Below are 22,407 nucleotides of genomic sequence, written 5' to 3'. Positions count from 1 at the left end.
GAACACTCTTATAAGCCCGAAAATCTGATGGTTAGTAACTATTGAATTGTACGTTCAATGTCACCAAGCATTCTGTGAATCGCTGTCACACCGCCACCAGCCAGATACCAAGCACTTGAATCAAGGTAAACGATGTTGCCGTGCTGCGCTGCAGGTGTTGCCGCAACCAGTGGGTTATCAAATAGTTGTTGAGCGCGACCTTCTGATTTGCCAATCGCTTTTTCGCGGTCAAGTACGTAAAGCACTTCCGGTTTTGCGTCAGCAATGTATTCAAAAGAGATTAGGTTGCCATGTGTTCCTTTAATCGGAGCCACGGTTGCACTCTTTGATTCCACGAAACCAAAGTCATCAAAGATGATTGAGAAACGGCTGCCTTTGTTGAACATCGCAATGTTGTTGCCGTTGTTCATTAGCATCATTGCTGAAGTTTCGTCAGACGCTACTTTGTCGTTTACCGCAGTAATAGAAGCTTGAGTCTCTTTAATGATCGCTTCAACTTCAGCTTGCTTACCAAAGATATCGCCTAGCGCGCGCCAGTTTTGCTGAGCATCAGCCCAGTACTTGTCGCCTTCAATAGAGAACATGATAGTAGGAGCGATTTGTGCCAATTTGTCGTAAACCTTAAGCATGCGGTTTTCCGCGATGATGATATCAGGTTTCAACATGTAGATAGCTTCAAAATCAGGTTCGCTTAAAGAGCCTGTATTTGCCGTCGTATCTTTGTACGAAGCTAGGTAATCAGGCAGTAAGCTATGAGGCGCGCCAACTGGCTGCACACCAATTTTATCAAGCACGTCTAAGCTACCGTGGCCAAGAACCACCACTCGCTGTGGTACTTCAGTAAACTGCGCTGTGCCTTTCACATGCTCAATGGTGACGGTTTCCGCATGCGCGGTCATCATGAATGATGATGCTAGAACGATGGCAAGCCCGCTTAATAACTGGCGAACTGAATTGATTGTTTTCTTCATGTTTCTTCCTTTGCCATTGAGACAAACCACCACTCATGACAATGAAAGTCACATTACTCATAGACGAGCATGGGGCGTACACAACTGCTAAATAACGATAATTTAAAGTCTGTCATTGGATTGACAACAAACTTGTAACGCAAGTGAGAACTATTATCAATTATATTTGCACTAAATTGGCGACACAACAACTTTATTATTCAGAAACGTAAAAGTGAGTATTCATATTTTGTTAGGCTGCTAACAATGGCAGGTATGAATGCACAAAAACGGCGATATAACGAGGATATGGAGTGGATAAGTCAAGAAGATAATAGACCAATGGCCCACGATATTCTTTGCGTGAACCATAAAAACGGCTGGTGAAATTTTAGATATTAATTAGCTAAATCAATTAGATATAAAAAGTAGCAACACTTACTTTAGCATGCTCGAGTGCACTTCTTTTCCGCGACGAGTCAGGGAGTAAATACGGCTTTCTCCTTTTTTCACCAGTCCACTATTTACCAACTGCCTTAGGTGGAAATTGAACTTGGTATGGTCTTCAATCCCCACCACGCGGCATAAATCCATGAATTTTAACTTCTGATGAATACTCAAGTGATTCAACACCGCGCGACGAATTGGGTTAGCTAACGCACTAAACACCTGGTCGTTACTGCGCTCTTCTACAGGAGTCTGCGGAGATCGTTCTGCATAAACCCTTCTAAGCGTTACCGACAGTGCCGCCAAATTAAAGGGTTTGGTTAAGAACTCGTCCGCCCCTTTTTTCATTGCATCAACGGCAACATCCACAGTCGCGAACGCGGTGGTGATCACAATCCCGATTTTAGGTTGCAATCGGCGCAAGTTAGATAAAGCTTCAACACCTGTCATGCCACCCATCACCACATCAAACAAGGCAAGATCAAACGTCTCCTCCCCTGCTGCATCCAACGCGTCTTCTGCATTATCAAACGCAACAACGTCAAACTCTTCGAGTGCCAGCGCTTCGACCAACACTTCTCTTAATTGCTCATCATCTTCTGCAAGCAATAGCTTTAATTTCATTGGGTTGCCTTAGGTAGTTGTAGTCGCACCATGAGTCCGTTCTCAATATTATGCAACGTAAGTTCACCATGATGTTGTGTCATGATTTGTCGGCAGATAGCCAGCCCCATTCCAGTCCCTTTTCCTACCGGCTTAGTGGTAAAGAAAGGTTGCATCACTTTATCAATCACATCTTCTGGAATGGCAGGACCACGATTAGTGAGCTCTATGATCACGTTAGAACCCAGTGGATACGCAGAGATAGAAATACTTTTAGTATGCTCGCTCGCATCAACGGCATTAACCAGTATATTGACGAGCACTTCTTCTAGATGAATCGCGTCGCCATGCACTTGCAGCTTCTTACTAACATCCAATTCGATATCAAAGCCTGACAGTCGGTATTCCACCAGCGAAAGCGACGATTGACATAAACCTCGCACACCAACCGCTTTGAATGACACCTTTCGATGATGGGCATAATTCAACACTTCTTGACTGATATGGGCGGCGCGCTCGATACCACTGCGGATCCTCACCAATTGCCTAGCCACATTCTCATCATCAGGCAGCCTTTTCTCGAGTAAATCACAACTCATCATTGCGCTGCTCAGCGGTGTTTTCACTTCATGAGCAACAGCTGAAGTCAGCTCGCCTAATTCCTTAAGCTTTTCATCTTGAAACGATCGGTGCACCATGGCTTCAATTTGCAGTTCTCTTTCTCTATCGAATACTCGCAGCGCTTTCCACAAGAAATGAAGCGTTGCCAAAGCACACATTGTTCTTAAAAAGATAACCCAGATGCCGTATTCAGAGCTCAAAATGCCCGAAGTAATACCATAGAAGATCAACGCAGCGCCGGTATAAACAAAAGGAGACGCAGCTTGGTGCTCAACATCATAAAACTGTTTGCCGTAAATGATCATGGTGACACCAGCCAACAGACCGGAGCCTAAGCCGAACAACACTCGGATGTGGCTATTACTGATGTTGATATAGTCGGTAAATGCTTGTTCATCAAAGCGATTAACTAAGCTCAAAGTAAACGCGACCAGCAACAGTCCAATGAAGATCTTGCCCCACTTCACCCAACGCCAGTCAAACAGATCCAGCATTTTCCACCCAAAAGCGCCTAAGGCGAGGTAAGAAAAGAGTAACTTGAAAACCTTGAAGAGTTCGATCGACTGAGAACGTTGAAATTGGTCTTGATAGAGAATCAAATAAAGCTCAGACCATTCATGAACACCATGAACAAAGCCAAAGATGGCAAGGATCGGGAGAAGTTTGGAGATACTGATCTGGCTGTTTTTATAGTTTCTAAAGACAACAGAAAAACCGATGGCGAAGAAAGCCAAACCGTAGATCAGATAAAGGGTAAATACGACTAATATATTCATAAGCATTAAGTGTAAACAAAGCCCCCAAGCCCTGCAATCACAACACTTGACCCAAAAGTTACGATTTGTAATTTACAATGTAAAGATGATATATAACAGCCACTTAAGATTGATTGATTTTGCCATTTAATTTAAATAACTAATTATACTGAAGACGGACAAATGAAAAACCAAACCTCAGTCTGATATCATGGTAAATCCGCCGACCTTCGCTCATTTAACCTTCAGTAAGCGATGACAAATCACCCAAAAATATTTTTGAATTTAATTGAAAATAGGGTTGTAATTTTAAAAACTAGGCGTATAGTTCGCCACCTGGCTCTAATCTATAGAGCTGTTAATGCTAAAGTAAGTCCAAGTTCCACATAGACAGTTCTCGATTCCCTCGTTACACCATCTCTGCGTCAGCTTTCACCCAGATAGTCATTCAATAGCTTTTAAATTCGATCCTACTACCGATCTCTCGTCATTCGCTCTTTTATCAGCGAAGTCAGAATAGATCGATCACTTAAATACAAATGTAATAAACACAAGGCACAGTTATGTCACGCAGAACAACACGACAAACCCATTGGTACCAACTATCACGCGAAAAAACAGTCAATAAACTAAAAGGTAATAAATGCTCAAGATTAAAATAGACTTACACAAAGAAGAGATTTCATGGGTCACCGAGATTCGACAGCTCAATAGCGATATACTCCACCGCCACATATTGCCCAAGCTACAACATCACAGTTATCTCATCGACTTTGAATTTAATGAACGAGAAAGCATCGGAACTATCGTTTCAGGCAACGGAAACACCCTAGGACATTTCACACTCCTATAGCATTTCCCAAAGGCTACAAAAGAAACACCATCTAGTCCCAAAGATGTAAAAATGTCACCCTCAATTCGCTCTAGCAGAACAAAATAGAGTAGAAGTAAAACAGATCAGAAACCTAGCCCTTTTTGCATTTCACACGCGGCTAACGCTAGCTAGGTTATCGTACTTCTATCGAAACCAACTTATATCGAACTCTGAATCACCACTGAGTCATTATCAGTGCATTCATGGACTAATAAGTTAACGGCATCGACCTTAACTTCTGATCAAGAGTATATAAGTGTTCTGCAGCTTGCATGTGTTGAGGGTAATCACTGAATTTCTCACGATTCTCCTCATTCATCTTACATGTCTCATCCACCAGCATTAGCTTCCAATACAGCTTCGTTGTATGCAGCATCGCCAGTAACGGTTTGAACACCTCTTTCTCATAAGCTTGAATCAACTCTTCAATCAACTCGTCACGTTCGTCTTCACTTGCGATTGAACCCTCGGTTGCCGACAACACTTTTTGATACTTCAGGTTTTGTTGCAGCTTATCCATAACCGTTTGGTTTTCTTCCGCTAACTCAACAAGCTTCGACTTAATGATGTTTACCCAATTCGCTTGGCTCAGTACTGTGTCATCAACGCTGGTAAAGTCTTCTCGTATTTGTCGTTCAACGTCTTTTTGAGCTTTCTTTAAAACCGCACGCACCTTTTGGAAAGGCAGCTGATACTCCTTACTTAGCTCGATAATCAGTTTATGAAAACCACCGTTTGGAAGGTGTAAGTTTTCCTTAAACGTCGCCATTGCAGCTTCTTGCTGTTCGGTAAGGTGAGCCATTCTGTTTCCTATTCTTTATCACTTATGGTGCTGAGCCCGCGATCATACCACTATTACCCTCGTTTTTTCGGTAACTTGATCAGTTACACCTCGCTATGCCGTTAAATTCTCCCAGCCCTTTCTCTTTTGGCTAGTTATTAATCTATATGGCATGAAATGGTAAATCTCCACCGGCGAAAATTCGTACATTACGCGCTCAGGGTATATCGCCAGACAGGAGTCGTTACTTACATATGAAAGACAACCGCGAGAAATGAGAAAACAGATGACCTATTCAGAATACAAAGAATCCGATTTGCATAAGTGCGTAAGCATTGGTGCTGAAGCAATGGTATCCATTGCCAAGTTTGCCTTTAAAGCCACTACCCTTTTATTTCGATTTTTCCGCTGGCTTGTCGTATCGGCTTATACCTACGTGATGAAGTAATTCTATATTGGAGTCGTTGTTTTCATTACGACTTATCTAAATACCCCCAAGCGCGCCCTATTAGGTCGCGCTTTTTTTGTGCCCAGTTTTATACCTCACTTTATACCTAGCTTTATGCCAAAAGTCCGAGTGCATTTTATATCGTCAGTGGCGCTAAATGGTAAAACTGACCATCGAATAAAAACCATACTACACCTGTTCCAACGAAACAGACTTCTAACTTATACAGGTACTAAAATGAAAAAGATTGCACTTAAAATTGTAGGACTAACGGTTTTGGCTTCTGCGCTAACTGGTTGTATCGGCAGTAACGCCGTAACAGGGAAAGTGATGAAATTTAACGTTGAAGTTGTCGATAACCGCTACGCTCGTGCAGGTGTAAACTTCTTATTAGCGCCTGTATACGGTATTACAACCGCAGCAGACTATGTGGTATTCAACTCACTTGAATTCTGGACAGGTAAAAACCCTATCAGCGGTTCACCACACGTATTTGATACAAAAACAGACACTCACTTCAAAGTGAACGATGAGCTAGACCCAAGCCTGAAAGAAGCCCCTGTCGGCCCAATTTCAAATAATCGCACCATTGAAACGGGTGAAATGATTAAGATCGACGAAAACACGATTCAAATGGACATCGTCTATACATCTGGTGAAACAGCGACTCTAACGGGTATCAAAGACGGTCAAAACGTTACCTATTACATGGACGGTCAGCTTGTATCGCAAACGACTATCGCTGAATTAGAGAAGATTCAAGGCACTGAAGCTTAAGGTTCATCGCCCACACAACGTTCAAACTTAAACAGACTTTGAAGCTCATAAAATAGAAGAAGCCCGGCGATTGCCGGGCTTCTTCGTATGTGCTCGATTATGTGTATACGCTCTATTGGGATTGAGACTGTGCAAGTCGAATGCTCACCAAACTCGCCACCATGATGGCCAAGTAAAAGCTGCCGATAATGGATTCCATAAACACGAAAAACTGAGCAATAGGCAGTGCTGGTGAAATGTCGCCGTAACCAACCGTGGTCAAGGTGATAAAGCTAAAGTACATCGCATTGAACAAGTTTGTCAGCCAGACTTGCTCTTCTAACCCGTTAAAGGCATTCGGAAAGATTTCTAAAATCAACAAGTAGATGGTCGACCAAGCAAACCCTAACAACAAGTAGATACAGATTGAGCCGATGATGTGATTAGGCGTCACCGTTTTTGCTTTCATCACCTGCTTTAACGCAGAGTAAATATGTGAAAACAAAAACACAGCCAGCGCCGATAGCGTCACTATCGACAGGTTATAACCTTCCAAAAATGAAAACACACCAGACACGAGCGCCGTAATCAATAACAACCCATACCAAGAGCGATACAAGGCTCGCTCTTTATGAATACCAACAATTGAACTCGCCAGAGTAATGATGATGAGAAATAGGATTGTTTTTTGGCCTTGCGGATAAAACTGCTGCATCACTGCGCAACCAAAAAACAACACCAACAGTGCATAGAATAAGAAGTAGAAGTTGTCGTCTTTAGAGACTGGCTTCATCTATTTTTCCTCTACCTCTGCGGTTTTTTTCTCAGTTTCTTGTTGGTTTTTCTCTTCAAGTCCAAGCCACGCCATCATCAACTCATAGCTTAAACTCAGTATCACAGCACCAACAAACAGACCGACGATGCCTGACATCGCCATTCCGCCCAACGCACCAAGCAAAATAACCAACATTGGAATGTGAGAACCACGGCTCAGCAGCACTGGCTTCAAGATAGCATCACTGCCGCTCACCAAAATACACCACACTAAGAACAAGCTCGCCGCCAGTGTCGATTCAACGCTGAACATGTAGATGATCGCAGGTAATAGAGCAAGAATCGGTGGAAGTTGAATTATCGCAATGAGCAGCACAGCTAGCGCCCAAAATGCAGCCGCAGGAACGCCTGCAATCACTAAACCAATTGCCGACATCATGGATTGAATCACAGCAACACCAATCACACCTTGCACAACGCTTCGCACGGTCGATTTAGAAAGCTCTACCAATTCTTCACCTTTACCGCCCGTCAAACGCGCCACTAAGTGAGTCACGCCGGTTTTGCATTTATCGGCATTACTCATGAATGCCCCAGCAATGATGGTGGAGATAATGAACTGAATAAAGCCGCCACCTAGCGAGCCAAGAACAGAAGCCGCTTTCGTCGCAAACTGTTTAAGTTCGTCCGCATACTTTATGAAAGTGCCTTCAATATTGTTGGAGGCGGCAACCAAGGTTGAATAAACCTTCTCACCTATGAATGGAATATCTTGTAAGGACTCTTTCGGTTTAGGCAATGACAATGTGCCATCTTGAAGCCCTGTCATCAGGTCAGTCGCGCTGGTGTAGATACCAGAAGAAAGCGCCGCCAAAGGAATAAATAGAAGAATCACACCAATAAAGCTCAGCAATGCACTGGCTTTACCTTTCGACATCCCGGTTTTATTTGAAATTGCGACCGCCACTGGATACAACGCAGTCGCAATGATCGCACCCCATATCACCAAAAGAATGAATGGGCGCAAAATCGAAAAACACCAATACACGAGCATGGCAATCGCTGCGATCTTGATGGCAGCGTCTATCGCCTGTTTTGAAAAATCATCGGTTAACTTCATGAGACGTCCTTGTTAGACAAAATTAAGGCTGATTTTGTAGGAACTTCCAATTCCGTGTTTCTAGGAATAGAGAAGCCAAAATCATATATATGCCAATTAACACTAATTGGAATATGCGTATAAGGGTGTTGCTATCGATATCACCGGAGCTCATCAATGTGCTACCAACCAGTACGAGCAACGTACTAAATGCAGTGGCGAAAATAGGTGCTTTTTCGGGAACCGTGTAGATCTTGGTAGCCATAAGAATGGCAATAAGTCCTATAAACAAAGAATAGAAGACAATATTGGGTACTATAGAAAGAATTGAAAAAGCAGCAATCGCCAGCAATCCCCCGATACCATTACTTATCACCAGAAAAGCGCTCAACTTTATCGACTTCTCTGACGTAATCATCAACGATAACAACGCAATGAACATCATTGTCAGTAAAGCTTCAGATATTTGAAAAATAAAGAAAAAACAAACCACTGGATAGGAGATGATCATCGCCCTAAAGGCCGCATACCAACGCTGTTTCTTTTCGAGTGGCGCAGCAGCGAAGCCTGAGAACGCCGATTTAGGCTCAGGGAAAAACACATGTACTAACGCAAAAAGCATTACTGAAACCACACCAGAGGTCGCTAAGCCAGAGGCCAACATTACTGAAACGCCAGGGTTATCAATCGCCATGAATGGCAACATCAAGACCGCAATCAACAGTATGGTAGCGAACAGGTTCCATTTTGGGTCGACAAACAAGTAGTAACCCCAAAGCATCATTAGCCCCACTAAAATCAGCAATGGGATTGGATAATGGGTAATTCCTCGCGACAGCAATAAACCTAACCCCATTGTCACCACAACGGCCAAGAGCAATTCGTAGACCGTTTCCTTATGGAGATTTGGTTTATCAATTAAAAACTTAGCTGTGAACACTGGTGCCACAAACGCAAGTGGCCAGTTTATCCACGCCGCCAAGAAAACAGCCAACGTGACCCCGACCGTAAATCGCAGGATCCGTTGCTGTGTTTGTTGGTCAGGAATCGGCTTATCGGACATAAGACAATACGCTAATCAAACGAATCCATACCTTGCCTATCGCGTTGAACACAAAGTTATCGCCGCTATAAACAATCACATCCGCTTGGCCACCCACTCGGAGCATGCCTGTCACTTCTTCATTATCAAATTCGATGGTGATAGGAAGCATCTGTGTTTGGCGCAACCAACCCGTTTGTTGGCTAGCTTGTGCAAGCTTACCTGCTTGATCATTTTGCCCCCAATCAACACCCCAATCGATACTGCTTACGTGCCCTTTTACCACTTTGCCCGGTGCGAAATCTAACGCCACTTCAACTTCATCACCAACGGTAACGTTACCTAGGCTGTTCTCACGATAATAAGCTTCAATCCAAATATCTTCGGTTGAAACAAAGGTCATGATTGCTTGCCCTGCTGATGCATAGAAACCTTCAGACAAACTAAAGTTAGAAACACCACCTTGTGTCGGTGCGGTAATCACGGTGCGTTCTAGATTCAATTGAGCTTGTTCAAGTGCCAACAACGCCGCTTTCACTTGGCTATTTTCTTGGCCTTCTTTACCCATTTGTTTCTTAGCACGGTCAAGGTCAGCTTCTGCATTCACAACCGCCGCTCGAGAGGTCGCTAATGCTGCTCGTGCTTTATCTGCATCTGATTTAGAAACGACACCTTTATCGGCCATCTCTAAAACACGCTTAGCTTGCAGTTTGGTGTTTTGTCTTTCAACAATCGCTGAAGTGAGTTTCGCTTGGGCTGAAGCAATGCTCGCGGTTTGAGCGCCGACATTTTGGCCAGCGATCTCTAAATTTTGCTCGGCTTGTTGGACGGCTATTTGGTAATCAGACTCATCTAAAATGGCTAACTTGTCGCCCTGATTAACGAGTTGGTTAGGTTGAACCAGAATATCGAGTACTTTACCCGACACCTCTGGCTTGATTGGAACGATATAACCTTTTACACGAGCATTATCAGTAATAGGGATGATGCGGTCTGAAATGATACTGAAGATCAACATGAACGCCACGAACAACAATAAGTAGTTGGTGACCTTTCTTACTTTGTCTTTTCCATTTTCTTGCTGGCCAACTTCTTCCTTGGCTTCTTGCGTATTCCCGTTGACTTCTGACATGGGACTCCCTTCTAGATAACTAACATCAACAAAATTAATACTTTAAAAATAAACCCGGCGATGGAAAACTCAAGTAAATAGGGTTAGATTTAGTAAACAAAACGTTGCAAATGATATGCACGTCTAATAATGCAACTATATACAAGGATTGTATGCTCATGACCTCCAGTCACTACCAAGTCCCAGTAATTCAAACGAACTACGCCAAGATTCTGGTTCAGGTGTTTTCTGACTATGGTCTCGATTTACACCTGTTGCTCAAAGATTCAGGTTTACCGCCCGACCTCATTGAATCAGAAAGCGATTTTGTGCCATCGGAATCAATTAAACGTCTGATTTATCTGACATCTGCCCAACTTGGTGTTTCTCGGTTCACCGATATTCTCGGACTCGCATTTCGACGTCGAATCATCCCAAATGTCTTGCATCAATTTACCGAATTCGAAACCATTGGTGATGCACTAAAACAGATCAATTCAATCTTTGCCTATGATTCACCAGGCAGTAGAGTCGAGTTTATTCAAGAACACGGTCAGAGTTGGTTTTGCCGTACGTCCCCTGAAGATAATTCCCCTATGTTTCAATGGGGTGAAGCTTTCGCTGTTATTTATATCATTGAATTAATAACCATTTTATCTCAGTCGCCATGGTTACCGACTAAAGTTCGCTTGCAAGGTAATGACATCGATGTCGTCAAAACACTGGTATCAAGTAACTGCCAACTGTTTGTTGATCATTCGTCGACTGCTGTGCTTATTCCTGAAGAGATCTTACAACTCCCAATCCGTCTTACGTCTAAAGAACTCAGTGCAAAACCGACGCTTATTGAGTGGCATACCAGCTTTACCGATAGTATTTATGAGCTTCTAAAACCGTACATGAAAGAGCAAGACCTCTCTCTTGAAGAGGCGGCAGAGCTGCTCAACTTTTCAGTGCGAACGTTCCAACGCAAACTCAAGAATGAAAATACTACTTATCGAAAGATCAAAGAGAACCTGATGTTTTCGGTGGCTTGCGAACTGATGGAAGAAGGCCATACACTGACCTACATTTCTAGCCAGCTCGGTTACACCAACATCTCGCATTTTTCTCGTGCGTTTAAGCGTGTGTCTGGCCTTACTCCGAAGATTTACCAACGCTCAATCTCGGCTTAGATACCACTCTCACCGATTAGCTAAGTGCGACCATTAACCAAGGGCAATAGGTGTCGCGCAGCCTGAACTAGAGCTACACACTCTATTTCGCCCGTTACCTTTCGCGCGGTAAAGTGCCTTATCTGCACTGCGATAGGTCGCTTCGGCTTGCGCCTGTATTTCAGACACACCACTGCTCACGGTCAGATTTAATGTAGTCCCTTTGGTAATCACTTCTTTCAATCGATACATCGCCTCAAACGCTTCTGCTAAATTGGTTTCAGGCATCAAGATAGCGAACTCTTCTCCGCCTACTCGCGCGACGATGTCAGTGTCTCGGCTGTTGTTTCTCAACAGTTCAGCGACCTCTTTCAGCGCTGAATCACCTTGGTCATGACCGTGATTATCATTAATAGCCTTGAAGTGATCTAAATCGATCAACGCCAAACAGGAATGCGTGTAACCATAACGCTCTGCCAGGTTTGAATAGTGTTTTAAGTCGTTGTCAAAGCGGCGTCGATTCCAGCACCCTGTCAGTGAATCCGTTTCCACCAGCATTCTTAATCGACGCTCCAATATCTTGCGTCGGCTAATATCCGTAAAGGTCACCACGTACTTATTATTGTGTGGCAGGATTTCGGTTAGTTTTTCCACTACAACGTTAACGGTAAACTGCTCACCAAGTCGACTTACGCCACTCAACTCACCTTTCCATCTCTGGTTTTCCTTCAGTGAGCGAGTAATGGTCGATATTAGGCTGCTGTTATTCATAAAACAGAGATCAGAAATCGGACGAGATTCGACTTGGTCAAAGGCATAACCTGAAACCCGAGAGAACTGTTGATTGACTTGTATGACCCTCAATTGACTATCAAGGACGATAAAACCTGCGACACCATCAATGATCGCTTCCGACAAGTTATTCTTGCTTTGAGCCATTTCATGTCGATAAAGGCGTGCGGTAATCAGAGTGCTAAGTAAAAACAACGTACACACCGAAAAAACCATGGCTGGCGTAGAAGCAATACTCAGTAACCACAAGCTAAATGCCATATTGAGGACAAGTGCAGACACCACGTATAGCGGCATTTTTCGGTCATAACTTAACTTGTTCATAGTTTGCTCTGGTGATGGGCGAATGACTATGATGGCTAAGTTTTGATTAAGATATTTACCATTTTACGACACATACAAATTCAAATTATATGAGTACTTTGAAGATCAACAACTTATGCTAATTATTGAGTAAGAAGAGCAAACTACCACCACTGAGTGAACTGCCATAATTGAAGTTAATGCCGATGCCAAAGTTATCAAAAAAGTAAGAGTCATAAGGGACATCGAACACCAACCCAGCGCCAAATTCATAGTAATAGTGTGTATCTAAAGGATCCGTTAAATCCCCCGCTATATCGATTCTTCTAAAGTTATAGTGGACCTGAGGGTTGTTTAACGACCAAGCATCGAGCGCGACATTTTGCCTAAACTCTAGTTCATTAATAAATCGCATCCCTTCAGGGTTACCGATATCACCATCGTTCGCTTCACCCCATCCAGTCCCATAGAAATAACGCACTCGAGAAGAGACATTCCAGCTTCCCCACTCTTGCTGCTTTAAATACTTGAGTTTGACCGACGGCTCACCAATCAATGCCCACGCTGAGGTATTTAGCGCGTAGCCGTCTAGCTGAGACTGAAATGCTTGAGAGTAGCTGTTGTTGTATTCGTATTTATTGCGGTAATAGAGCAAGTGAGTGCCTAAGCCATACGCGATAGACCAACGTTGGGTTAAATGGTTTTGAACCCCGAAAAAGCCATACAGGCCTAATACTGAGTCTTTATTCGGATTCACACGACGATCAGAGGTCACTTCCGGTGAGATTTCAATATCCTGTTCAGAAAGCGCATAAGACCCTCGCACAGACCAAATAAGGTCAAGATCAGGGTCATCGGTGTTAATCACCGAAGAATAAGGAATGGAGCCCACACTCACTTGGCTTCGAGTATCGATGGTTTTATCGGAGCCAAAACCATTGTCGTTCAAATTGATAAATGAATTAGGATCAAAATCAACAAAGCCAATAGAAACCGCATCACTGTCAGTCAACGCAATAGAAGCCGCGAAGATCTTCTCTAAACGATTTTGAATCGCTTCATTTGAGGCATAGGCCGAGGATGAAAAAAGGCCAGTTAAGATCAGAACAATAGAAGAGGAATACAGCGATTGGGGTGAAAGCATTAAGTTGACTCCATTCAAACTTATGCTTCAAGTGTAATTGGTAACTTAACTATTTCAATCAGAGAGTTAACGGTGTGGTTGATACTGCTCTCAGTTCCAACTGCAAGAGCGTTGCCAAATCGATGGATCCCCAAAGCTCTTCTACGTCTTGGATTCTAAAATGAATAATCATATGCGCCTCTGTCTAAATTGGAGTCTTATCTTGGATCATTCTTAAAACCCTTACTTACCATAATGCGCCAAGCCGACTTTAAGACCTGTTTCGCATATAAAACAATAAGCGTTTGAAAATTATAAGATTAACTCCTAAGTTTTTTATAACCCTTTACTCAGGAAGAAGTAGATGAGCAATATAGAAAAAGTATATGGATTTAATACGCCCCAACGACTCTTTGTCGGATACACGCTTGCGGTACTCGTCGATTTAACGGTTCTTAATTTTTTTGATGAATACTGGGACTTCGTCAATATCGAATCATTCACCATCTCATTTGCAGCTGCGATTCTGCTTCAACTCCTACTCAAACTGTCTATCGGTTTAGAGCATAAGCTGGCTGATTACTTCAAATCTAAACCGGGGACTGCGCCTAAGATTTATCGCGGTTTATCCAGTTACGTGATTCTGGTGGGCTCTAAGTTTGTGATGTTGGAAGCCATCAATATCTTGTTTGGAGACAAGGTAGATTTCACAGGCCCTTGGAATGGTGTTGTGGCGTTCTTCGCTGTGGTATTCACTATTTTGGTCGCAGAGATTGTTGTTTCAAAAATCTACTTCGCACTCGATGACACGCCCAAAGCCGAAAAAGCATAGTCGCTTTTGATACAGACCTAAAACAAAAAAGTGAGCCTATCAAGGCTCACTTTTTACGTTTCAGAGATTAACAAGCAGAGAAGTTAGATAAAGACTCTCGCTCGAATACCAAACACCCAAGCGCTGCTTTCATTGGAGAATGCAGGATCCTTTATGTACTGGATGTCAGGCGTTACTTGGAAATGGTCACCAAACTGCATGTTGTAGTAGATCTCAGCAGTCCATTGCTCTGTGCTACCGCTTATTGCTTTCGCATCAGCTGCAAAAGAGTCACCATTCACTTCTGCCCAGTTTAGCGCTACACCAAGGTTGTTGGTCGGTTTTCCTAATCCAAAGTAACCCATACCAACAGAAATCGACTTATCGTAAAGGGCAACATCCCCTTCAGAGAAGCCACCACGTACAAACGGCATCACTTGATCAGTCATGAACTGACTCCATGAAAAGTTAACGCCCGAGCCACCTTCCGCAGCAAGGCTATTACTGTGGCGCGTATCGTCACCAAAATCCCAGAAAGTCACATGGAAGTTATCGGTGTAGATCTGCTCTTGCGAAGCCGTCCAACCTAATTCCAGTGTGGTAAAGTAAGAGGCATCGCTGCCAAAAGCGGTATCAAAGCCATCAAAAATATCATCTGACTGACCATTTGCATCCGCGATACCACCGACGACATAAAAATTCTCGCCCAACATATGACCAGCCGAAAGCGCAAGTACACCATCATCAGGTAAGCCCATCGCACCAGAGCCTGTCGAGAATGCCAAATTAGTAAAACCAGACCATGGGCTTGCTAAGGCGTAAACATCTGCATAGTTCGTTACATCCTGCCAACCGACAACAATAGTGCCTTTGCCATCGTTGATTTTTTGCTTCCAATTTAAGTCCGTAACACGAAACCCTTGGTCACTGTATGCAGGGCCAATTGAACCGACATAGCCAAGTGGGCCGAATGAATAGTCTTTTGGCGCAGTATCACCATAAGCATGCCTATGTTCCACCTTCCAAACCAGGCTACCTGAGTTCTGTGTGTCCTTTCCGAATAGATGCCATGAACCGTATAATCGTGCCACACCCGACGATGCATCAACGCTATCGCCGCCAACTCCATCCCCTGAGGTCAGCCCCAAAGCAAAGTAATCTGCACCAAATGTAAAACCATCTTCAGCTAATGACTCCCTCCAAGATTTCTTTTGTGCTTTCTGCTCTGCAATTGTATTTTCAACAGAATCTGGGCCTTCGAAGTTAGCGCCGTAAACAACGCCGCTCATTGGGCTAGCCGCCATCACAATAGCCATACTTATTTTAGAGAATCTTGAGTTCATCATGTCACCAGTGCTTTTTAAGTTAGTTTTATTTTAGTTATTACTCACATTGAAAATTGTCATTTGATGACAACCATTAATTTTCTTTTTCATAATAGTCTTCGATCATCGAAGCTTTCATTTCATAACCCATAGTGAGGTTACTTTTGCCATCGACTAGGAAGACCTCTTCAGTCACTTTGTTCGAGCTAAAGTCACCTTCTACCCACACTGGGTACTGAACGTTCTGTACCTGAAAGCCTTCAGGGAAAGACACGCGCACAATCTGGTTTGCAGGTGGTGGCGGCATGTGGATACACGCACCCGCCACTGGCACTAACAAAAACTCTGTTGCAGTCATGCCCTCGGAGAACTCCAATGGAACGATGAAACCGGGAACTCGTACTTTCTTGCCATCAAACTCTGTCGTGATGGCTTCGGCGTTTGCTTTCATGGTTTGCATGTATTCGTCACGCAGCGCGATCATTTCGTCGGCTTCTACACCCTGCTCTTTTAGCGTTTGTTTGAATAATAAAACCTGTTGTTGAACTTGCTCTTCCTCTGATGCACTCATTGCTATCACACCTTGTAATAGACGCATTTGTTGATCGGTGAGATCCGGCATTTCTACTTTCATTTCGTGAGACTCTGAGTTCAGATCTTGCCACTCAAGATTCATCGCTGTTTCAGCAAAAGTAGGTAAAGCAACGGCCGCAAGTGATGCCACCGACAGGATAAGAGAAAGCATTTTTTGCATAAGGAACACCTTGAAGAGAGGTGACCTACCCAAATAGGTCACCCATTAAAGCTTAATTTTTAACTAAGTTGTCGAACTGAGTTACAGCGTATTTTTGTAGACTTTGCCATCTTTCATGATGACTTTAATGGTGTCGATTTCAGGACTGCGCGGCTCTGCATCAAACCATTTTTCGTTTGCCCCAATCACTGACAAGTCTTCAAGTGGGTTGCCTTCAACAATAATAATATCGGCGTATGCACCCGCTTCAATCACGCCTAACTTACCCTCTGGGTATGGGTCCATCACGCCAGATAACTTAACGATCTCACCGTTTACCGATGTCATGCCTTTCAAAGTGAAGAAGTTGCCTAATTCCTTACCCGCTAGGAAGATCGTGTGGTCGGTTTGTTTGATACAAGAAACCACGTCACCGACACAGTCTGTGTGGAAACCCCATTTCGGTTGGTACTTGTTTACATTCGAGATGTAGTCTTTGAATGCTTTGGTTGCCGACTCCGCTTTACGCTTAGAGGCTGGATTCGAGTTGATCGCTTCGATCTGCGTCAGGTAAGGTGAAAACGCGGTCATGTTAGTTGTGATGTAAGCATCTTTGTCTTCCATCTTGTCGGCGATATCGCCATCGAACATGAAACCGTGCTCGATCGTTTTAACACCCGCATCCAAGTTACGCATGATCGCTTTTTTGCTGTAAGCGTGAGACATCACGTAAGAGCCATACGCATCTGCAATTTCAACGGCGGCTTCAATTTCTTCCGCAGACATCGCATTCAGCTGCCAAGGGTCAAATGATGATGCAACACCACCCGATGACATGATCTTAATTTGCGTATTACCTTGCTTGAAGTTTTGGCGAGCAGCCGCTTTGATTTCGGTAATACCGTCGGCATTAAAGCTCACGCTATTTCGAGCCATACTGGTCGATGAACCAAAGAAGTGTTGGTTAGCCGTTGTTAGGTTACTGAAATCGGCGTGTGAACCAGTCGGGCCAATAAACGCACCTGATGTGTAAAGTCGTGGCCCCGGCAACATGCCTGAATCGATAGTCTTACGTAAACCAGTATTCAAGCCACCAGCATCACGCCACGTAGTGAAACCCGATTGAAACGCAGCGTTCGCGTTCACTGTCGCTCGCGCGGCTAACTCTTCGATCGTTCGGTTGTTCTCGTGATCGCTTAGGTTACCGCCGTTCAGCAGTAAGTGTCCGTGGCCTTCGATTAATCCCGGCATTAGCGTTTTGCCTTCGCCGTCGATCACTACAGCATCACCAGCCTCTATCGGGCTCGCAGAGATTTGTTTGATAAGATTGTCTTCGACTAATACATGATGGTCTTCGTACAATTTGTTTTCAGTACCATTGAACACATCGACGTTAGTAAATAGCGTTGATGCTGCATTTGCAGAAAGAGCAAATGAACACGAAAGAGCAACAACAGAGAGCTTTAAGCCTGCATTTTTCATTTTTACACCTTGATTCCGTTTGTTAGTGGCGTCCACTTCCCATAACGATTCCGTAACTACTAATGAGTGTCATGAGGTTTCAAAGGTGTTTTTATTGGTTGCGACACTCGCTAAAAAAAATAAAAACAACTCATCCACATTCAATAACTTAGTAGTGATATTGCCAGTATTCAAGGTTGATAAATGGCCATTTGGTGACAATAAATAATTCTGCGTTCAGGCTCCGGTTTTTACTTACTGTTTTTAGCTGTGCTCTTTTCGGTACTGTCTTGGCGTCATGTTCATCTGTCGTTTGAACGCTCGGGTAAAGTGGGAAGAATCGGAATACCCCATCTTCGCGCCCACTTGCGTGATCGATAGATCGGACTGCTCTAGCAATTCCAAGACCTGCTCAAGAACCATCTCTTCAATCAAAGTTTTGTAGACCACGCCTTCACTTTCCAACCGACGCTGGATCGTCCTGACATGAATATTCAGAATCTCAGATGCCAAGCTAATTGGCAGTTTCCCCATTGTGAGGTAGGGTTTTATAACAAGCTTAAAAGCGCTCAGAAATGAGCTAGGTAAAGGCCTAGTGAGATCTGTTACTTGAGCAATTTTGGGTAAAACAATCGGCGCAAGCATGATTTCTTCTGGAATTTCAAAGGCAGTAACGGGTCTCTGTGTATAAAACTGAGCAGTGCCCATTTGTGGAAGAGATTGAAAACATTCGAGATCGCCACTTTGAATGCCAACCTCAGACGGCTTCCAACGCCCTTGCGTTAATACTGAAAGCAGCTCGTTGATGAAAATAACAGAGAACAATTCAGCAAACTTAAACCAAGGCGCGTTAGTAAACGGCTTCTCACGAACAAACCACCACTTGCCTCCAGATTGCTTGGTATAGACATTCGCACCATTGGATATGAGCTTCAACTGCTCACCAAATTGGGCTAGCGTATTTTTCAATGAATCCTGCTGGCTTAGCTTAGCCACAAACCTTGGTACATAGGTTTGTTTGCAAAAGCTCCACATAAACAACGAAAACTCTTCTCTCGACGCCGACTCCCCCATAATCTTGACCACATTTTTTATGGTGGTCTCTGGGAGATAATCGTAATGGTCATTGCTGGTGAGAATGTCATTGGGGATTTTGGCACTGCGTAACAAGGTGTAGATTTCACCATCGATATGTGTGAACAGTTCCGCAAACAGCTCGACTTCCTTCTTATCTACCACTGTCATTATCTGAGAGGTATCTGGCATCCTTTCCTCTTAATCTGTTATTTCAAGAACTCAAATTATCACCTTATTTAAGATAGCAGAACAAACGATGGGCTACCTAGGCCTACTAACCGAATATCTCCGTCAAAATAACGAATAAACAAACGGTTAGTGGCCAAAATAGTGTTTACTGACTTGGTAGATTACTGAACGGCTAGCTCCCCTCTGCGTACCCAGAATGCTCGAACATGGTCATAAATCAGATTAAACACAAACGCGTAAATGGTAATAAAAATGGTCACGCCGATGTCCATCAAAAATGCCTGCCATAACCCAACGTTAAGTAAGTATGCCATCACAGGGATCGTCGCGATCAACAAGCCAGCCTCAAATAGCACGACGTGAAAAACACGTAACTTAAGCGAACGCTTTGATTTTTCACCCGTGAAATAACGATCAAAAATACGGTTAAAACAGTAGTTCCAAATCATTGCGATAGTCGCAACAACTATCATGGTTCCTGATAGTGCATTCACATCGTGATCAGTAAATATCGCTAAACCTATAATTGACAGTGTGACGGCCAATACTTCAAACAATACCGAGTGGAAAACTCTCTCTAACGTACTCATACATTCCTATAGCTATTTATTACATGGTGGGTTAGCCGAAATTATGTCACCGAAAACAATAAGAGAAAGTTAACAGCCATCACGATTAGTGATAGCTTAAGTGTATGTACCACATTTTGAATTGACCGAGAAATAACATGTACAGTTTTGAGCAACTAAAAGTCTTCGTCACTGTGTGTGAAAGTGGCTCTTTCTCTGCCGCCGCACGTAAACTGAAACGCGCTCAATCCGGCGTCAGCCAGTCGATCGCCAATCTCGAAATTGCCATTGACCAAGAGCTGTTTAATCGAGAGAAAAACATCCCCGTTTTAACCAGCAAAGGTAAAGCGTTATTGCCTGTGGCTAAGTCGATTCTCGACCAACAAAAGTACTTCGACCAAAAAGTTGAATCGCTCACACAAGAAGATGAGCACGAACTGATCATTGCGGTTGATGAAAGCATCATAGATAAGAACTTCATTAAGATAATCAGCTCACTCGCCGATCAATTTCCGATCACACACTTCGATATCATTACCACCTCAACCTTCGATGTTGAAGACCTAGTAAGACGTGGCAAAGCGCAGATTGGCATCATTTACGCGGATGGCGAACTGAAGGTCGATATGGATTTCTTCTTGCTGGGCCAAGCGCGTTTCCTAACCGTTAGCTCTGCCACTCATGAACTCAGCCAAATGTCGGTCGTACAAGACTCAGACCTCAAGCGCTATCGCCAATGTGTGCATCGCAGCTCAAAGCAACGCGAACTGTGGTTCACCTACGGTATTAGCTCGATGCTTTGGTATGCCAACAACCACAAGACCATTGTTGATCTCGTTGAACAGAACGTGGGTTGGGCAAATGTGCCCGAGATGATGGTGATGGAAGGCATTCAAAAAGGCGATCTTGTGGCGTTACCTGTCTCACACGAGCATGGGGGTTGGATTACTCCAGTGGGATGTTTGGTGTCACGCAGCCACATCAACGGCCCAGTACTCACCAGCCTTATTGAGAAGCTTAAGGGACACTCACTGCAATACAATCAATGGCAAGCCAACTAAGCTCCCCTGTTCTTCACTCATCGTCAATTCAGAGATTCAATATCGGCATGGAACCCACCACCGCTACCTCATTTCTGCTTATCTTGCCGATAAATATCTTTGTCGTGTGGATAAAACACCCTAGTTGATGTCCCAAAGTGACATAACTACTATGCGATCCCAACGGGTTTGTCTTTTCAAACGAATATAAACAGGCCCAAATCGCTCTTTAACACAACTGACCCAACTTCAAATCTCCCAGATAAGCGCTCAGCCTTGCAGTCGCTTATATCGGTTTCAAATAGATCACTTTTTGAATATTAATTCGCACCCAGTTTATGAGCGCTCTTTGAGTGCTTTTTTATATCTAAATGAACCTTTTGGAAAATTTGTCGTGAACGTTTTAAGAAATATTTGCCCTGAGAAAATGGGTAAAGAGCGTAACAAACGAGAGTATGATTTACGCGTACTTAATTGTGTCAGTGAAAGCGAATATGAATCGCGTATGGCGGTTTGGAATAGCCTAGCGTTAACAGCTACTCCATCTGCTTCGGAAACAAAGGGCTTCATCGATGAGTCTTTCAACAAGCTTCAACAAGACCTGAAAGAAGCTAGCCGTGAGTTATCGATTAACTACACGGACTTCATCGCAATGGCGCATGAAGAGATCAACTACATTAAGGTGTTTGTTGCTGATAAAACTGCACAATACGGTTGGTACGCGGCGATCGTTCTTATGGTCATCGGCACGGTTGCTCTTTGCATTCAATAGACCAAACGATGTGTTAGATAGAGCACCTTAAATACTCTATCGGTAAACACATCTAGCACGACTCCGTGCTTGTGCTTTCACTAGAAAACAGATGACCAACGTCATTTGTTTTCTAGTATCTACTCCCTTTCACTCTCCCATTAGAGATAGCAGATCCTGCGTCGCTTGTTTTGGGCTTTCTGCGTGACATATCGCTGATACCAAGGCCAATCCATGAATACCTGTCTTAACCAACTGCGGAATGTTCGACTCGTTGATTCCACCGATACCCACAATCGGCAACTTCGTTGTTTCCAAAGCCATTTGAATGCCTTCATAACCCCAATGTTTCTTTAGATTCGTCTTGGTTGGTGTGGCAAAAAGCGCACTGAGGCCAATGTAATCAATCGGTAAACTATCGGCTTGTTGTAGCTGTTGTTCAGTTTCAATTGATAACCCAAGAATCTTATCTGGACCTATCAACTGGCGTGCTAACTCGGCAGGCATATCCGATTGCCCCAAATGCAAACCATCAGCATCAACGGCCAATGCCACATCAACTCGATCATTAATGATCAAAGGTACACCCGTTCCAGCTAAAACCGATTTAACGGCTTCTGCACGCTCAATGAACGCTCTTACGTCCCCATGTTTTTCTCTTACTTGGACCATAGTAACGCCACCCGCAACCGCTTGTTCAACCACGAACTTAAGCGTTTCTAAATCTTGTTGGTCATCCGTTACTAAATAGAGCTTATAAGGGTTCATTTCGTACCTTTGGAGTCGATGTCTAAAATTGGCGTTGCACCATTTTACCG

The 22,407-nt window shown here is 43.6% G+C and carries 23 protein-coding genes; 7 read left to right on the top strand and 16 right to left on the bottom strand.

The window, feature by feature from the left end; all coding sequences use genetic code 11:
- Nucleotides 1-38 precede the first annotated feature (38 nt).
- The 3 genes from HRQ85_RS04515 to HRQ85_RS04505 all read right to left on the bottom strand — a co-directional run bounded on the left by HRQ85_RS04515 (nucleotide 39) and on the right by HRQ85_RS04505 (nucleotide 3,397).
- On the bottom strand, nucleotides 39-971 hold the full coding sequence (locus HRQ85_RS04515) for a siderophore ABC transporter substrate-binding protein (protein WP_048610912.1): 933 nt from the start codon (nucleotides 969-971) through the stop codon (nucleotides 39-41).
- Nucleotides 972-1,388: 417 nt separating this feature from the next.
- Nucleotides 1,389-2,021 carry a response regulator gene (locus HRQ85_RS04510; protein WP_048610910.1) on the bottom strand — a complete coding sequence of 211 codons (633 nt, stop codon included), beginning with the start codon at nucleotides 2,019-2,021 and terminating at the stop codon, nucleotides 1,389-1,391.
- Nucleotides 2,018-3,397, bottom strand: a complete 1,380-nt coding sequence (locus HRQ85_RS04505) for a sensor histidine kinase (RefSeq protein WP_172378830.1) — start codon at nucleotides 3,395-3,397, stop codon at nucleotides 2,018-2,020. Before HRQ85_RS04505 ends, HRQ85_RS04510 begins: the two co-directional genes overlap by 4 nt.
- Nucleotides 3,398-4,019: 622 nt before the next feature.
- Here HRQ85_RS04505 and HRQ85_RS04500 point away from each other — a divergent pair.
- The gene (locus tag HRQ85_RS04500; protein ID WP_004731601.1) at nucleotides 4,020-4,229 is read left to right on the top strand and encodes a hypothetical protein; all 210 of its coding nucleotides are present in this window, start codon (nucleotides 4,020-4,022) and stop codon (nucleotides 4,227-4,229) included.
- A 229-nt stretch (nucleotides 4,230-4,458) separates the two neighbouring features.
- Here HRQ85_RS04500 and HRQ85_RS04495 read toward each other — a convergent pair whose 3' ends face one another.
- Nucleotides 4,459-5,052, bottom strand: coding sequence for a hypothetical protein (locus HRQ85_RS04495; protein WP_172378829.1), 594 nt, complete (start codon nucleotides 5,050-5,052; stop codon nucleotides 4,459-4,461).
- 265 nt (nucleotides 5,053-5,317) lie between these two features.
- Between HRQ85_RS04495 and HRQ85_RS04490 the strand changes: the two genes are divergently transcribed.
- Entirely contained in the window at nucleotides 5,318-5,479 is a 162-nt protein-coding gene (locus tag HRQ85_RS04490; protein ID WP_019820087.1) for a hypothetical protein, read from the top strand.
- A 237-nt stretch (nucleotides 5,480-5,716) separates the two neighbouring features.
- Nucleotides 5,717-6,256: a DUF3332 domain-containing protein gene (locus tag HRQ85_RS04485; RefSeq protein ID WP_017061899.1), complete on the top strand. Its 540-nt coding sequence runs from the start codon at nucleotides 5,717-5,719 to the stop codon at nucleotides 6,254-6,256.
- Nucleotides 6,257-6,368: 112 nt separating this feature from the next.
- Here the strand turns inward: HRQ85_RS04485 and HRQ85_RS04480 are convergent, their stop codons facing one another.
- The 4 genes from HRQ85_RS04480 to HRQ85_RS04465 are packed head-to-tail and all read right to left on the bottom strand — an operon-like array spanning nucleotide 6,369 to nucleotide 10,282.
- Complete coding sequence (locus HRQ85_RS04480) at nucleotides 6,369-7,028, bottom strand: potassium channel family protein (protein WP_017086389.1); 660 nt, start codon at nucleotides 7,026-7,028, stop codon at nucleotides 6,369-6,371.
- Nucleotides 7,029-8,129 carry an AI-2E family transporter gene (locus HRQ85_RS04475; protein ID WP_172378828.1) on the bottom strand — a complete coding sequence of 367 codons (1,101 nt, stop codon included), beginning with the start codon at nucleotides 8,127-8,129 and terminating at the stop codon, nucleotides 7,029-7,031.
- Between the two features lie 22 nt (nucleotides 8,130-8,151).
- Nucleotides 8,152-9,171: a DUF2955 domain-containing protein gene (locus HRQ85_RS04470; protein WP_048606138.1), complete on the bottom strand. Its 1,020-nt coding sequence runs from the start codon at nucleotides 9,169-9,171 to the stop codon at nucleotides 8,152-8,154.
- A complete protein-coding gene (locus tag HRQ85_RS04465; protein ID WP_048610903.1) occupies nucleotides 9,161-10,282 on the bottom strand; it encodes an HlyD family secretion protein in 1,122 nt (373 codons plus the stop codon). The genes HRQ85_RS04470 and HRQ85_RS04465 overlap by 11 nt, the downstream gene beginning before the upstream one ends.
- Nucleotides 10,283-10,440: 158 nt before the next feature.
- On the opposite strand from HRQ85_RS04465, the gene HRQ85_RS04460 reads away from it, so the two are divergent.
- Entirely contained in the window at nucleotides 10,441-11,436 is a 996-nt protein-coding gene (locus HRQ85_RS04460) for a helix-turn-helix domain-containing protein (protein ID WP_050619678.1), read from the top strand.
- Nucleotides 11,437-11,469: 33 nt separating this feature from the next.
- Here the strand turns inward: HRQ85_RS04460 and HRQ85_RS04455 are convergent, their stop codons facing one another.
- Together HRQ85_RS04455 and HRQ85_RS04450 are read right to left on the bottom strand one after the other, a co-directional pair.
- The gene (locus HRQ85_RS04455) at nucleotides 11,470-12,531 is read right to left on the bottom strand and encodes a sensor domain-containing diguanylate cyclase (RefSeq protein ID WP_172378827.1); all 1,062 of its coding nucleotides are present in this window, start codon (nucleotides 12,529-12,531) and stop codon (nucleotides 11,470-11,472) included.
- Between the two features lie 118 nt (nucleotides 12,532-12,649).
- Complete coding sequence (locus HRQ85_RS04450; protein WP_172378826.1) at nucleotides 12,650-13,654, bottom strand: Solitary outer membrane autotransporter beta-barrel domain; 1,005 nt, start codon at nucleotides 13,652-13,654, stop codon at nucleotides 12,650-12,652.
- 343 nt (nucleotides 13,655-13,997) lie between these two features.
- Between HRQ85_RS04450 and HRQ85_RS04445 the strand changes: the two genes are divergently transcribed.
- The gene (locus HRQ85_RS04445; RefSeq protein WP_019821783.1) at nucleotides 13,998-14,465 is read left to right on the top strand and encodes a hypothetical protein; all 468 of its coding nucleotides are present in this window, start codon (nucleotides 13,998-14,000) and stop codon (nucleotides 14,463-14,465) included.
- A gap of 83 nt (nucleotides 14,466-14,548) precedes the next feature.
- Here HRQ85_RS04445 and HRQ85_RS04440 read toward each other — a convergent pair whose 3' ends face one another.
- The 5 genes from HRQ85_RS04440 to HRQ85_RS04420 all read right to left on the bottom strand — a co-directional run bounded on the left by HRQ85_RS04440 (nucleotide 14,549) and on the right by HRQ85_RS04420 (nucleotide 19,819).
- Nucleotides 14,549-15,748 (bottom strand): carbohydrate porin, encoded by a 1,200-nt coding sequence (locus HRQ85_RS04440; protein WP_050648199.1) that lies wholly within the window; start codon nucleotides 15,746-15,748, stop codon nucleotides 14,549-14,551.
- A 115-nt stretch (nucleotides 15,749-15,863) separates the two neighbouring features.
- A complete protein-coding gene (locus tag HRQ85_RS04435) occupies nucleotides 15,864-16,523 on the bottom strand; it encodes a DUF3299 domain-containing protein (RefSeq protein WP_172378825.1) in 660 nt (219 codons plus the stop codon).
- Between the two features lie 81 nt (nucleotides 16,524-16,604).
- Complete coding sequence (locus HRQ85_RS04430) at nucleotides 16,605-17,984, bottom strand: metal-dependent hydrolase family protein (protein ID WP_050619673.1); 1,380 nt, start codon at nucleotides 17,982-17,984, stop codon at nucleotides 16,605-16,607.
- A 243-nt stretch (nucleotides 17,985-18,227) separates the two neighbouring features.
- Complete coding sequence (locus HRQ85_RS04425) at nucleotides 18,228-19,208, bottom strand: helix-turn-helix domain-containing protein (RefSeq protein ID WP_172379342.1); 981 nt, start codon at nucleotides 19,206-19,208, stop codon at nucleotides 18,228-18,230.
- Between the two features lie 182 nt (nucleotides 19,209-19,390).
- Nucleotides 19,391-19,819, bottom strand: a complete 429-nt coding sequence (locus HRQ85_RS04420) for a PACE efflux transporter (protein WP_017066716.1) — start codon at nucleotides 19,817-19,819, stop codon at nucleotides 19,391-19,393.
- 137 nt (nucleotides 19,820-19,956) lie between these two features.
- On the opposite strand from HRQ85_RS04420, the gene HRQ85_RS04415 reads away from it, so the two are divergent.
- The gene (locus HRQ85_RS04415) at nucleotides 19,957-20,859 is read left to right on the top strand and encodes a LysR family transcriptional regulator (RefSeq protein WP_050648153.1); all 903 of its coding nucleotides are present in this window, start codon (nucleotides 19,957-19,959) and stop codon (nucleotides 20,857-20,859) included.
- A gap of 406 nt (nucleotides 20,860-21,265) precedes the next feature.
- Nucleotides 21,266-21,610, top strand: coding sequence for a hypothetical protein (locus tag HRQ85_RS04410; protein ID WP_017064409.1), 345 nt, complete (start codon nucleotides 21,266-21,268; stop codon nucleotides 21,608-21,610).
- Nucleotides 21,611-21,739: 129 nt separating this feature from the next.
- Here the strand turns inward: HRQ85_RS04410 and thiE are convergent, their stop codons facing one another.
- Nucleotides 21,740-22,357 (bottom strand): thiamine phosphate synthase, encoded by a 618-nt coding sequence (gene thiE / locus HRQ85_RS04405; protein ID WP_172378824.1) that lies wholly within the window; start codon nucleotides 22,355-22,357, stop codon nucleotides 21,740-21,742.
- Nucleotides 22,358-22,407: the final 50 nt, after the last annotated feature.

This window comes from Vibrio sp. Vb339 (genome assembly GCF_902751245.1).
In the GTDB taxonomy this organism is placed as follows: domain Bacteria; phylum Pseudomonadota; class Gammaproteobacteria; order Enterobacterales; family Vibrionaceae; genus Vibrio; species Vibrio coralliirubri.
The sequence above is the reverse complement of the archived record's forward strand: the minus strand, read 5'-3'. Positions and strand labels throughout refer to the sequence as shown.